Genomic DNA, 13,804 nt, shown 5'->3' on the forward strand with positions numbered 1-13,804 from the left:
TTTACAATAATGTTACAATGAAATTGTAAATGACGTTAGGAGGAGATTTTTTATGCAGCATGCCTTTATAAAACTTGTATCTAAATCTAAAACACAGTCTGTCTCATTAGACGACATAAAAGAACTTTTTCAATATTATAAAACAATCACTTCACAAACTGGCAGGCAAATTCATTACGCATATGCAAACTTTGCCTTCCCTTATGAAATAGTGGATACTTCAAATTCGACGCTAGAACTAAAATCGAATCATGAGAGATATAACTGTATTTATGTAGGAGTTGACTCGGAAAATGACCAAACCTTTATTCAAATTTCTTTGCCTTCTACAGCAACATTTGGGGACAAAGGAAAAGCAAATGAATTTTGTCGTTTTTTAGCAAAAAAATTAGAGGGTGAACTACAACTATTTAATGGAAGAACCATGTATTTTTATAAACGATAAGATTTAAAAGAGGTACGATATGATTAAAAACAAGATGCTATTTATACAAGTGAGAATAAATGCTTGTTTTCTTATAGGAAGCATAACATACGCAATTACATATGCAAGATAGAGAAACACAAAGAAGAGCATTATTTTATAATGAACCTTATCACCACTTGATAAGGATAACACAATAGAAAAACCACTCCATAAAAGAAAATGATAAAATATAACATGTATGAATTTCACGGAACCGTCTCCTTTGACATGCTCTATTTTATTATAATATATGGGATTGAAAGCAAATCAATTCCATAATAGGAACAAGTTTATTTTCTTAAAACCACAATCCTTTATAGGGTGAACTGCTTTCGTTTCACATCTACAAGTTTGTCTCCATACAACAACTCCAATAAAGTGTAATTTTAATCAGTGGGGTGTTCTTCATCCCCCTACTGATTATGAGCCCTCACCAATCGAGCTGCTACTACCCTAAAATAGCGAAATAAAAAAAACCTTCAAAGTAAGAAAAAACGTCTCTTACAGAATAAGAGACGTTTTTTCTTACTTACTATATTATTTTACAATGTGAATTGGCATTCCAAGAGCAACTTCTGCTGCTTCCATTGTAATTTCACCTAATGTTGGGTGAGCATGGATTGTTTGTGCAATATCTTCTGCTGTCATACCAGCTTCGATAGCTAGTCCTAGCTCAGAGATAATATCAGAAGCACCTGCACCTGCAACTTGCGCACCTACAAGAAGACCATCTTCTTTACGTGTTACAAGTTGTAAGAAACCGTCTGTGCTGTTTAATGATAATGCACGACCGTTTGCAGCGAATGGGAATTTAGATACAGCTACGCTCATTCCAGCTTCTTCTGCTTGTTTCTTTGTATAACCAACAGATGCTAATTCTGGATCAGTGAAGCATACTGCTGGAATTCCAATGTAATCGATTGCTGCTGCATGGCCACTAATAGCTTCAGCTGCTACTTTACCTTCGTAAGAAGCTTTGTGCGCTAATGGTGGTCCAGGAACGATATCACCGATTGCATAGATGTTTGATACATTTGTACGACATTGCTCATCGATTTCGATTAGACCGCGATCAGTCATTTTAATTCCAACTTGCTCAAGACCGATTTCTTGCGTATTTGGACGACGACCTACAGTTACTAATACGTAATCTGCTTCTACAGTTTGTACTTCGCCTTTTACTTCGAAGCTAACTTTTACGCCGTTTTCAGTTTCTTCAACGCCTTTAGCCATAGCTTTCGTATGGATTGTAACGTTTCCTTTTTTCTGAAGAGCGCGTTTCACAACTGAGCTCATTGCTTTTTCGAAACCAGCTAAGATTTCGTCACCAGCTTCTACTACAGTAACTTCTGTACCGAAGTTAGCATAAGCAGTACCTAATTCCATACCGATGTAACCGCCGCCGATTACAACAAGTTTTTTAGGAATTTCAGGTAAGCTTAAAGCACCTGTAGAGTTGATAACACGTTTAGAGTATTTGAATCCTGGAATTTCAATTGGTGTAGAACCAGTTGCAAGGATTGCATTTTTGAATGTATAAGTTTGTGCTGCATCTTCAGTCATTACACGTAATGTATTCGCATCTACGAAGTAAGCTTCACCGCGAATGATTTCAACTTTGTTTCCTTTAAGAAGGCCTTCTACACCGCCAGTTAATTTCTTAACTACGCCATTTTTCCATTCTTGAACTTTTGTGAAATCCACTTTTACGTTTTCAGCGATAATACCCATGTCATCAGAATGTTTTGCATGCTCAAAACGATGACCTGCATTAATTAACGCTTTAGAAGGAATACATCCAACGTTTAAGCATACACCACCAAGGTTAGCTTTTTCAATAACTGCTACCTTTTGACCTAATTGTGCTGCACGAATTGCTGCAACATATCCACCAGGACCTGCACCAACAACGACTGTATCTAATTCAATTGGGAAATCTCCTACTACCATTGTTATTACGCCTCCATTACTAATAATTGTGGGTCGTTTAATAGACGTTTAATTTGGTTTAATGCTTTTTGAGCAGTTGCACCGTCAATTAAACGATGGTCAAAGCTTAGAGATAATGCTAATACTGGAGCTGCAACGATCTCACCATTTTTTACAACTGGTTTTTCAGCGATGCGACCAATACCAAGGATTGCTACTTCTGGGTGATTGATAACTGGAGTGAACCATTGTCCACCTGCAGAACCAATGTTTGTGATTGTGCAAGAAGCACCTTTCATTTCAGCAGGAGCTAAGCGACCTTCGCGTGCTTTTGTAGCAAGCTCATTAATCTCATTAGAGATTGCAAAGATAGACTTGCGATCAGCATCTTTAACAACTGGTACTAAAAGACCTTTATCAGTATCAGCTGCGATACCAATATTGAAGTAATGTTTATGAACAATTTCTTGAGTTGCATCATCTAAAGAAGTGTTCAACATTGGGAATTCACGTAATGCAGATGTTAAAGCTTTTACAACATATGGAAGGTAAGTTAATTTAATACCTTTGTCAGCTGCAACAGCTTTGAATTTCTTACGATGAGCAACAAGCTCTGTTACATCTACTTCGTCCATTAATGTTACGTGAGGAGCTGTATGTTTAGAGTTAACCATTGCTTTAGCAATCGCTTTACGGATACCGCTCATTTTCTCCCGAGTTTCTGGGTATTCACCAGCTGGGATTGGTTGTGCTTTTGGTGCCTCTTCTTGAGCCACTGGAGTAGCTGCTGCTGCTGGAGCTTCAGTAGTCGCTGCTTGTCCACCATTTACAAATGCATCGATGTCAGCTTTTACAATGCGACCGTTTTTACCAGATCCAGCTACTTTATGGATGTCTACACCTTTTTCACGAGCATATTTACGAACAGATGGCATAGCGATTACGCGTTCATTTGTTGTTTCTGGCGCTGGAGTAGCTGCTGCTGGAGCTTCTTCTTTTGCTTCCTCAGCTTTTGGAGCATCGTCATGCTCGTCACCTTTAAATTTAAGGTTTTCGTAACCAGGAGCGTCAAATCTAACAAGAACATCTCCTACTACTGCAACTGTTCCTTCTTCTACAAGTACTTCAAGTACTTTACCTTTTACAGGAGAAGGAATTTCTACTACTGCTTTATCATTTTGTACTTCAAGAAGTACATCGTCTTCGTTTACTTCATCGCCTGGTTTAATAAACCATTTTACGATTTCACCTTCGTGGATACCTTCACCGATATCTGGTAGTTTAAATTCAAATGCCACGGAATTCATCCCCCTGATTCATTTCATTATTATGGAATATGTACAAAAGAAATCAGCATGTGCTGACTTCTTTTGCACATGAATAACTAAAATTAGAAGTTCATTACTTTTTTAACAGCTTCAACAATATCTTTATGGTTTGGTAACCATACGCTCTCAGCTTGAGAGAATGGGAATACTGTATCAGCAGCTGCAACACGTAGAACTGGAGCTTCTAAGCTTAAGATTGCGCGGTCATTAATTTCCGCTACCACGTTTGCTGCAATACCAGCTTGTTTTTGAGCTTCTTGAACAACGATTGCACGGCCTGTTTTCTCAACAGATGCAATGATTGTTTCGATGTCTAATGGTTGAACTGTACGTAAGTCAACAACCTCTAAAGAGATACCTTCTTTTTCAAGCTCTTCAGCAGCTTTTAATGCAGCATGTACCATAGCACCGTACGCAAAAACAGATACATCTTTACCTTCGCGTTTTACCTCAGCTTTGCCTAATTCAATTGTGTATTCGCCTTCTGGTACTTCTTGGCGGAATGAACGATATAATTTCATATGCTCTAGGTAAATAACTGGATCGTTGTCACGAATCGCAGAAATTAAAAGACCTTTTGCATCGTATGGAGTAGATGGGATAACAACTTTTAGACCTGGTTGTTGTGCCACTAAACCTTCTAAGCTATCAGCGTGTAATTCTGGAGTATGAACGCCACCACCGAATGGAGAACGAACTGTGATTGGAGCAGTCCAACGACCACCAGAACGATAACGCATACGAGCCATTTGACCAGCAATTGAATCCATTACTTCGTAAACGAAACCGAAGAATTGAATTTCTGGAACTGGACGGAAGCCTTGAAGTGCTAAACCGATTGAAAGTCCACCAATACCAGATTCTGCAAGTGGAGTATCCATTACACGGTCTTCGCCAAATTCAGCTTGCAAACCTTCAGTAGCACGGAATACACCGCCGTTTACACCAACGTCTTCACCAAAAACAAGTACGTTAGGATCATTTTTCATTTCAACGCGTAAAGCATCAGTGATTGCTTGAATCATTGTCATTTGAGCCATGGCTTACTTCGACTCCTTTTCTTTGTAAATTTCATATTGTTCAGCTAAGTTGTAAGGCATTTCTTCGTACATGATTTCCATTAAATCAGTTACTTTTTGTTTTGGAGCTTGGTCAGCCTTAGCAATAGCTTGTTTGATATCTTCTTTTGCTTCTTCGATTACTTTTTCTTCTTCTTCTTGAGACCATAGGCCTTTATTTTCTAAGAATGCACGGAAGCGTACGATTGGGTCTTTTTGTTCCCATTCATTTTCGATATCTTTTGTACGGTAACGAGTTGGGTCATCACCAGCCATTGTATGTGGACCATAACGGAATGTTAAAGTCTCGATTAAAGTAGGACCTTCACCATTTACTGCGCGCTCACGAGCAAAAGCAGTTGCTGTATATACAGCTAATGGGTCCATACCGTCTACTTGAATTCCATAAATACCTGCTGCTACTGCTTTTTGAGCTACAGTTTTTGCTGCAGATTGTTTTTCTACTGGAGTAGAGATTGCATAACGGTTGTTTTGAACAACAAAGATTGCTGGAGCTTTGAACGCACCTGCAAAGTTCATACCTTCATAGAAGTCACCTTGAGATGCACCGCCGTCACCAGTGTAAGTAATTGCAACAGATTTTTTACCACGTAATTTCATACCTAACGCAACACCAGCAGTTTGGATAATTTGCGCACCGATAATAATTTGTGGAGGAAGTGCATTTACGTTCTCTGGCATTTGGTTACCCATGAAATGTCCACGAGAGAATAAGAATGCTTGGTATAATGGTAGACCGTGCCATACTAATTGTGGAACGTCACGATATCCTGGTAAAATAAAGTCGTCTGCTTCAAGCGCAAAATGACTTGCTAATTGAGAAGCTTCTTGTCCAGCTGTTGGTGCATAGAAACCTAAACGTCCTTGACGGTTTAAAGAAATAGAACGTTGATCTAGTACGCGAGTATACACCATACGGCGCATTAATTCTTTTAATTGATCATCAGTTAAATTAGGCATTGCTGCTTCATTCACAACTTCGCCTTTTTCATTTAAAATTTGTAATGTTTCAAATTGAGCTGCGATAGCTTTCATTTGCTCATCAACATTAAATAGGGTCTTTTTTGTTTTAGTACCCATTCCGTTCACCTCTTCCTCTCTTGAACCATATTCTGAAACGCTTTCACTAGCATACATCTAGAAAGAAAACGCAATCATGTAAACCGATAGGAATCCTTATCGGCTGAGAATAAATTTGTGTACCTAACAATCTGTACTAATGTTTTTTTAGAAACATATTAATACAATCTTGATCACGTTTTTTAGTTTACAACTATTCTAATCACGATGTCAATTACTTTAATTACGATTTTTTTATGAACAACATTGAAGGTTTCGCCATCCATACATGTTTTTATTTTCACATCTGTATTAGTAAGCATATACCTACTGTTATATTATTCCCTGTTTCACTTGTTCTTGACCCTAGAATAATATGTAAACGATTTAATTCTCTTTAGTTTTTCTCTCTTTACAACAAAAATATGCAACACTTCTTCCTTTTCTAGGTAAATGCCCATACATTTCCCTCTACTCTTCCATACATTATAAGTAACCGCAATATTAGCGGAAAATGATAAAGGAGGTCATATATATGTACGGATACACATATTGTTATCCAACTTGCTCATACCCTTCTTACGGCTACGGCGGTTCTTGCGGCGGATCTGGACGCGGTTTTGCTTTAATCGTTGTATTGTTTATCCTTTTAATTATCGTTGGTGCTGCTTGTATTCGTTAATGTAAGACACAACAACTATGAAAAAGAGGTGCCCCAAAAGTCAGTGAAACCTGATTTTTTTGGGGTCTTTTTTCCTTCAAGGAATTGAAAATTTGAACAAGACACTCTTTTCGCAATGTACTACATATGCTTTGCCATGACTTTTTTTATTTCCTTTGGTAGACTTAAGGAGAAAGGAGAGATTACATATGCTTACAATGAACGATGTAATTCGTGAAGGAAATCCGATTCTCAGAGCAGTAGCAGAAGAAGTACAGCTACCAGCTAGCGAAGAAGATACACAAACACTAAAAGAAATGATTGAATTTGTCATAAACAGTCAAAATCCGGAAATGGTTGAAAAATATAATTTGCGCCCAGGGATTGGATTAGCGGCTCCACAAATTGGTATTTCGAAAAGAATGATTGCGATTCATGTTACAGATGCACATGAAACATTATATAGCTATGCATTGTTCAATCCAAAAATTATTAGTCATTCCGTTGAACGTACATACTTACCAGCTGGCGAAGGATGTTTATCTGTCGATCGTGAAGTACCTGGATACGTTCCTCGCTATGCAAGAATTACAGTGAAAGCAACAACTGTTGATGGAGAAGAAGTAAAATTACGGTTAAAAGGCTTACCAGCGATTGTCTTTCAACATGAAATCGATCATTTAAATGGCGTCATGTTTTATGACCATATTAATCAAGATAATCCTTTTGCTGCTCCTGAAAACGCAAAACCTCTTGAACGCTAAAAAGCAGAAGCCACGCTTCTGCTTTTTTATTCTTATCTGATTTTTCTTTATGAAATGGTTTTCATCTCTATCTTAAATTAATCCAGCCCACTGTAGCCCGTGATGAATCCCGTCTTCACTCACATCTTTTGTTACATAATTTGCAAGTTTCTTCAGCTCTTCATGACCATTTCCCATTACAATTCCTGTTCCAACTGCTTCAATCATTTCTAAATCATTCAGTCCATCCCCAAAAGCATACACTTGTTCTTTCTGAAATCCTAATTTTTCAATAAACTTTTCGATTCCTTTCGCTTTTGAACCTCCATTTGGAAGAATATCCATTGAATATGCGTGCCAACGAATAAAATGAAAATCTGGATAATCATGAATAAACTTTTCTTCTTCACCTGTTTGACAGAAAACAAGCGTTTGATAAATATCACGGTTTTCATAAAAATTAGGCTCATATACCGGGTGTTCAAAATGCAAACTCCCCAAACCTTCTTTTACATAATCATGATATTCTACCGTTACTTTCATATCTTGTTCATCTAAATAAACAAGTGGATACCCTTCTTGCTTTGCAAATGTTGTAAATTTACGAAGTGCTTCTGGACGTAGTGGATTTTTAAAGATGACCTCATCCTCAAATACAACATATTGACCATTAAAACTAACATAATTATGAATATTGAGCTCATGACGGATATCTTCGAACATAAATGGAGCACGTCCCGTTGCAATTGCCACATGGACTCCCTTTTCTTGTAAAGTACGCACCGCTTCTCTTGTAGATTGCGGAATTTTTTTATCATGATCTAACAATGTTCCATCAATATCAAAAAAGACAATTTTATCATTCATTTATCAAAACCCTTTCCACTTCTTATATACTTCTAACTTTACTATTACTTTTCAAATACCAAAAAAAAGTATAACATATTAACCATACTTAAAGTAAGTATTCGCTTTCTAACCTTATCCATATCATACACATATATTAACGAGAACGAGTACCAAGGTTTTTCTAAATGAATTTTCTTTTCTCATCTTTCTCATACTATACACATAACGAGTAAAATGACTGTCAATTATGACGTGCTATTCATACCAGCACTTAAACGATAAACGATGAATAAGATAATGCAAGAAAACCCGATGAATATACGTGTATGTTTTACAATAAGGAAAGGAAGGAGCGGCTATGCTAAAAAAATTGAAGAAAAAGCTAAAACGCTATTTGAATGATTTAGTACGAAAAAAAACAATGGCTTAAATCGTGCCCATTTCGGGCTTTTTCTTCATTCCCATTCGAAAAAACATGAAAAACATGACTGTTTGCTTTATAATAGGTAACAGATAATGCAAAACATAGACAAGGAGAGGTTTTTCCAATGATTTTTAAAGTATTTTATCAAGAAAAAATGACTGAGGTTCCAGTACGTGAAAATACAAAAGTTCTATATTTAGAGGCTGACTCTGAAAGAGACGTTCGTGCAAAATTAAAAAAGTTCGCATATAACATTGAGTTTGTTCAGTCAGTGACTGGCGCTCATCTTGAATACGAAAAGCAAAATGCTGATTTAAAGCTAACGGAGATCGTATAATTTATGAAATTCCTAAAAAACGATCAGGTTGCCGTATTCGCTCTTGGTGGACTGGGCGAAATCGGCAAAAATACATATGCTGTTCAATTTCAAGATGAAATTATTATAATTGATGCTGGAATTAAATTTCCAGAAGACGAACTTCTCGGGATCGACTATGTGATCCCTGATTACACTTATTTTGTACGAAACGAAGATAAAATTAAAGGCGTCTTCATCACACATGGTCACGAAGATCATATCGGTGGAATCCCTTACTTATTACGCCAAGTAAATGTTCCGATTTACGGGGGAAAATTAGCGATTGCCCTAATTAAAAATAAATTAGAAGAGCACGGTTTACTTCGTAAAGCCAAACTTTACGAAATTCAGGAAGATGATGTAATTAAATTTAAAAAAACATCAGTTTCCTTCTTCCGTACGACACATAGCATTCCAGACTCATTTGGCGTTGTTGTGAAAACACCACAAGGGCAAATTGTTCATACGGGAGACTTTAAATTTGATTTCACACCAGTTGGTGAGCCAGCAAATTTAACAAAAATGGCTGAAATCGGTAAAGACGGTGTACTTTGCCTATTATCCGATAGCACAAATAGTGAAGTTCCTAACTTTACAATGTCTGAACGTCGTGTTGGTGATAGCATTCAAGATATTTTCCGCAAAGTAGAAGGTCGTATTATTTTTGCTACTTTCGCATCTAATATCCACCGTTTACAACAAGTTGTCGAAGCTGCTGTTGAAAACAATCGCAAGGTAGCTGTATTTGGTCGAAGTATGGAAGCTGCCATTCAAATCGGACAAGACCTTGGTTATATTCGTTGTCCAAAAGATACATTCGTTGATGCAGCTCAAATTAATAAACTGCCTGCTAACAAAATTGTTATTTTATGCACAGGTAGTCAAGGTGAACCAATGGCGGCACTTTCTCGCATTGCCAATGGTACACATCGTCAAATTCAAATTATCCCTGGAGATACGGTTGTATTTTCTTCTTCCCCTATTCCAGGAAATACAGTTAGTGTAAGCCGCACAATCAACATGTTATACCGTGCTGGTGCCGAGGTTATCCATGGTAAGCTTACAAATATTCATACGAGCGGTCACGGCGGACAAGAAGAACAAAAACTTATGTTACGCCTCATTAAACCGAAATATTTCATGCCTATTCACGGCGAATATCGTATGCAACGCATGCATATGAGCTTAGCAAATGATTGTGGTATTCCTGAAGAAAATTGTTTTATCATGGACAATGGTGATGTACTCGCTCTGCGCTCAGATGAAGCAAATATTGCTGGGAAAATCCCTTCAGGGTCTGTTTATATTGATGGAAATGGAATCGGCGACATCGGAAATATCGTATTACGTGACCGTCGTATTCTTTCAGAAGAAGGACTTGTAATCGTCGTTGTAAGCATCGATATGAAAGAATTTAAAATTGCCGCAGGACCTGATATCATCTCTCGCGGATTCGTTTATATGCGTGAAAGCAGCGATTTAATTAATGACGCACAAACATTAATTACAACACATCTAGACAAGGTGATGGAACGAAAGACAACACAATGGTCTGAAATTAAAAATGAAATTACAGATACATTAGCTCCATTCCTATACGAAAAGACGAAACGTCGTCCAATGATTTTACCAATCATTATGGAAATATAAAAAAACATGCTCCAAAAGAAATAGTCTTATTTTAATGGAACATATTATAAAAGTGAAAAGACCAATTTGTATAACGAATTGGTCTTTCTTCATTCATGTTAAAATGATAACAATCCAACGAAACATTAGCTACAAAAAAAGGAGCCCATCACCTATATATAGTAGGTGATGGGCTCCTTTTTATTATGAAGTGGATTTTTTCCGTGACCTCATCTACAAGCCAAGCCTTTTTTCTTACGATTCTTTCATCGTAAGAAATGCTTAAAACGATCCACTTCGTCATCATGACCAATCACAATTAAAATATCCCCAGACTGGATATTTTCAGTAGCTCGCGGCGAGACAATCACTTCTTTACCTCGTTTTATCGCTACGATATTCAAGCCAAATTTCGCACGAATATCCAGTTCGATTAACGAATGACCATCGATTTTTTTATTAGCTATAATCTCTACAATACTATGTTCATCTGAAAGCTCTAAATAATCTAATACGTTGCTAGAAGCAATATTATTTGCAATACGTTTTCCCATATCACGCTCAGGATGAACAATATGATCTGCCCCTATTTTACTTAATACTTTTTCATGATAATCATTCTGAGCTTTTACAGTAATATTTTTCACACCTAATTCTTTTAAAATAAGTGTTGTTAAAATACTAGCATTTAAATTATCTCCAATTGCTACAACAACGTGATCAAAGTTGCGGATACCAAGACTTTTTAAGACCATTTCATCTGTGGAATCTGCAATTACAGCATGAGATGCAATATTTGCAAATTCATTAATTTTATCTTCATCTAAGTCAATTGCCATTACTTCCATACCTAATTGTGCTAATTCACGGCAAATGCTGCCTCCAAAACGTCCAAGTCCAATGACAGCAAACTCTTTCTCTTTTTCACTCACATGAATTCCTCCAATAACATCAAATCCAACTTCATTTTATTGTAGCATACTTTATTTTCACTAGCGAACCTTGCCTACTACTACTGTTTTTGTATGTAAAAATATTGTTGTACATACAATGAAATACTGCAGACTAGCATTCCAAATACAAAAATATTTCCAAACGAACTAAACGTTTGAAAAACGAATACTAATGTTTCTTGACCAAAAAATGCAAACAACAGTTGCGCAAAAGCAAATAAAAGTGCCCACATATAGTGATGTTGATGAAATAAATAATGCGTCGCTCCTAAAAAAGCACAAAAGGAAATGATAAATATCCACCATGTTCCAAAAAATAGTTGCCATCCTCCAAAATGATGGCCGTTCATAATTACTGCGATAACCACTATTACAAACATTGTTGGCACACTCCAAAATAGTGCTCTCCCCCTAAAAAAGCGAACACCATTTTTATCCCCTTTTTCATTTGCACAGTACGTCAAAAACGCAGTACTTATATATAAAACAGAAAGAATTGTTAAAACAATAATTAACCAAAAATGAAGCTGGTAATATTCATGTTCTATATTTGTAACGATAGCAGCAAGCATACATGGAATGAACATCCCTGTCCACCCTTCAATTTTCTGTTCATTCCAAAACACAGCATTCCCAATTCGAACACCTAACAGCATAAAAATAATAATACCGATTCCAAATAAAGTTGCCTTATTTCCGACAAAACTTGTTGAAAATGCAACTAATCCAATAAATAAAAAAAGAACAAAGCCATTCATAATTTCTAGTACAGGGGATAAGTATTTCTTCACCCACTGGTATGTTTCTTTATATTCATCTTTATTAGCTAAGCGATATGCGTAAAAGCTGATACCGAAATATATCGCAGCAATAATAACGTATGTATACAGAAAGAAACATAATATTGCACTACTGATTTGCACCTGACTCCCCACCTTTTTCAATGTATCACATTGATTTTACACACGTTTTATATAAAAAGTAAACTAAAACATATCGCTTCTTTGCTAACTTATATGCCGAATTTACTCCCATTACACCCATTCTAATTTTTCGTAGAACATATTTTAAAACTCCTTTATCTCCCCACCGAGGATTGCTCTCCAAAATCGTGTCGTAAAAAAAGAACAGGTCTACTCCCTGTTCCCTTTCCATTTTACATATTGATTTAAAAATTCAATTGCTCGATCAATTGCCGCTTCATTTGGCTTTAGTTTCGCATGATGCAAACCATATTCAGAATCGACACCAAGCCAAAACATAAATCCTGGAATATCGCGAAGCATGTATCCGAAATCTTCTCCCGTCATAGCCTCCGTGCAAGTAACCACATTCATATTCGTATCTTTTGAAGCGAACTCCATAAATTCTTTTGTTAATGCTTCATGATTATATACTTGATGATACATTGCACCATAATCAATAACCGCCTCACATTGGAATGCAGCCTCAATCCCAGCAACAATCGCTTCAATTCTATCTTTCACTCGCTTCATTGATTCAACAGATAATGTTCGAATTGTCCCCTCTAAACGAGACTTTTCTGCAATTATATTTTGAACGGTTCCACCTGTAATTTTACCAATTGTAATCACTGCACTATCCAATGGATTCACATTACGACTAATGACAGATTGAAGCTGGGTAACAAGATGACTAGCCGCAACAATCATATCATTCGCCATATGTGGGTATGCCGCATGTCCACCTTTTCCCTTTAAATCAATATACAATTCTGATGTATTTGCAAAGAGTAACCCTTCTTTTGTAGCAATCGTTCCGACTGGATATTCTGGTGCAATATGAAGCCCAAGAATCATATTTGGTTTCCATTCTTTTAATTCTTCGCTTTCTAGCATAGGAAGTGCCCCGCCAGGCCCTTCTTCAGCGGGCTGGAATAGAAAAACAAGGTCATCATCTATTCTGTCATTTACAGTAGCTGTAAGCAACCCTAAGCCAATTGTAGTATGAAAATCATGACCGCACGCATGCATCATTCCTTCATGAGTCGAAGCGAATTCATATCCTGTTTCCTCTACAATTGGCAAACCATCTATATCCGCACGATAACCAATTGTTTTTAATGGGTTCTTTCCCTTAACTTTAACGATAACCCCTGTTTTCCATGTCTTTACTTCAATGTGTTCATTAGGAAGTGTCTCAATATAATTTAAAATATATTGCTGTGTTTTCCACTCCTGAAATCCTAATTCAGGAATTTGATGTAAATCCCTACGAATTTGTGCAAATTTACTGATTGTCATATCTACACCGCCATTTATAAAAAGCGTAAGGGCTTCTTCATTCCCTTACGCTTTTTGCTTTT

The 13,804-nt window shown here is 36.8% G+C and carries 14 protein-coding genes; 5 read left to right on the plus strand and 9 right to left on the minus strand.

Annotated elements, in window-relative coordinates; translation table 11 throughout:
• Positions 1 to 52: 52 nt before the first annotated feature.
• Entirely contained in the window at positions 53 to 445 is a 393-nt protein-coding gene (locus MR063_RS00880) for a DUF1885 family protein (protein ID WP_242192841.1), read from the plus strand.
• Positions 446 to 448: 3 nt separating this feature from the next.
• Here MR063_RS00880 and MR063_RS00885 read toward each other — a convergent pair whose 3' ends face one another.
• The 5 genes from MR063_RS00885 to pdhA all read right to left on the minus strand — a co-directional run bounded on the left by MR063_RS00885 (position 449) and on the right by pdhA (position 5,882).
• Positions 449 to 676 carry a hypothetical protein gene (locus MR063_RS00885; RefSeq protein ID WP_242143556.1) on the minus strand — a complete coding sequence of 76 codons (228 nt, stop codon included), beginning with the start codon at positions 674 to 676 and terminating at the stop codon, positions 449 to 451.
• 327 nt (positions 677 to 1,003) lie between these two features.
• Positions 1,004 to 2,416: a dihydrolipoyl dehydrogenase gene (gene lpdA / locus MR063_RS00890; protein WP_242143557.1), complete on the minus strand. Its 1,413-nt coding sequence runs from the start codon at positions 2,414 to 2,416 to the stop codon at positions 1,004 to 1,006.
• Between the two features lie 5 nt (positions 2,417 to 2,421).
• Positions 2,422 to 3,693 carry a dihydrolipoamide acetyltransferase family protein gene (locus MR063_RS00895; RefSeq protein WP_242192843.1) on the minus strand — a complete coding sequence of 424 codons (1,272 nt, stop codon included), beginning with the start codon at positions 3,691 to 3,693 and terminating at the stop codon, positions 2,422 to 2,424.
• 92 nt (positions 3,694 to 3,785) lie between these two features.
• Positions 3,786 to 4,763, minus strand: a complete 978-nt coding sequence (gene pdhB, locus MR063_RS00900) for an alpha-ketoacid dehydrogenase subunit beta (RefSeq protein WP_242143559.1) — start codon at positions 4,761 to 4,763, stop codon at positions 3,786 to 3,788.
• 3 nt (positions 4,764 to 4,766) lie between these two features.
• Complete coding sequence (gene pdhA, locus MR063_RS00905; protein WP_242143560.1) at positions 4,767 to 5,882, minus strand: pyruvate dehydrogenase E1 component subunit alpha; 1,116 nt, start codon at positions 5,880 to 5,882, stop codon at positions 4,767 to 4,769.
• A 514-nt stretch (positions 5,883 to 6,396) separates the two neighbouring features.
• Between pdhA and MR063_RS00910 the strand changes: the two genes are divergently transcribed.
• Entirely contained in the window at positions 6,397 to 6,543 is a 147-nt protein-coding gene (locus tag MR063_RS00910) for a YjcZ family sporulation protein (protein ID WP_000274566.1), read from the plus strand.
• 188 nt (positions 6,544 to 6,731) lie between these two features.
• Positions 6,732 to 7,286: a peptide deformylase gene (gene def, locus MR063_RS00915; RefSeq protein WP_242192846.1), complete on the plus strand. Its 555-nt coding sequence runs from the start codon at positions 6,732 to 6,734 to the stop codon at positions 7,284 to 7,286.
• Between the two features lie 72 nt (positions 7,287 to 7,358).
• On the opposite strand, the gene MR063_RS00920 is transcribed toward def, so the two are convergent.
• Positions 7,359 to 8,132, minus strand: coding sequence for a Cof-type HAD-IIB family hydrolase (locus MR063_RS00920; protein WP_242192848.1), 774 nt, complete (start codon positions 8,130 to 8,132; stop codon positions 7,359 to 7,361).
• A gap of 530 nt (positions 8,133 to 8,662) precedes the next feature.
• On the opposite strand from MR063_RS00920, the gene MR063_RS00925 reads away from it, so the two are divergent.
• Both MR063_RS00925 and rnjA read left to right on the plus strand, forming a co-directional pair.
• Complete coding sequence (locus MR063_RS00925; protein WP_012095134.1) at positions 8,663 to 8,875, plus strand: DNA-dependent RNA polymerase subunit epsilon; 213 nt, start codon at positions 8,663 to 8,665, stop codon at positions 8,873 to 8,875.
• A 3-nt stretch (positions 8,876 to 8,878) separates the two neighbouring features.
• Positions 8,879 to 10,546: a ribonuclease J1 gene (gene rnjA, locus MR063_RS00930; protein WP_242143564.1), complete on the plus strand. Its 1,668-nt coding sequence runs from the start codon at positions 8,879 to 8,881 to the stop codon at positions 10,544 to 10,546.
• A 245-nt stretch (positions 10,547 to 10,791) separates the two neighbouring features.
• On the opposite strand, the gene MR063_RS00935 is transcribed toward rnjA, so the two are convergent.
• The 3 genes from MR063_RS00935 to MR063_RS00945 form a co-directional block, all read right to left on the minus strand.
• Complete coding sequence (locus MR063_RS00935) at positions 10,792 to 11,457, minus strand: potassium channel family protein (protein ID WP_012095136.1); 666 nt, start codon at positions 11,455 to 11,457, stop codon at positions 10,792 to 10,794.
• Between the two features lie 80 nt (positions 11,458 to 11,537).
• Positions 11,538 to 12,401, minus strand: coding sequence for a cytochrome C oxidase assembly protein (locus tag MR063_RS00940; protein WP_242192851.1), 864 nt, complete (start codon positions 12,399 to 12,401; stop codon positions 11,538 to 11,540).
• A gap of 210 nt (positions 12,402 to 12,611) precedes the next feature.
• Positions 12,612 to 13,742 (minus strand): N-acetyldiaminopimelate deacetylase, encoded by a 1,131-nt coding sequence (locus MR063_RS00945; protein ID WP_242192853.1) that lies wholly within the window; start codon positions 13,740 to 13,742, stop codon positions 12,612 to 12,614.
• Between the last annotated feature and the right edge of the window lie 62 nt (positions 13,743 to 13,804).

Origin of the sequence: Bacillus cereus group sp. BfR-BA-01492, from assembly GCF_022662815.1 — a bacterium.
Taxonomy (GTDB): domain Bacteria; phylum Bacillota; class Bacilli; order Bacillales; family Bacillaceae_G; genus Bacillus_A; species Bacillus_A cereus_BD.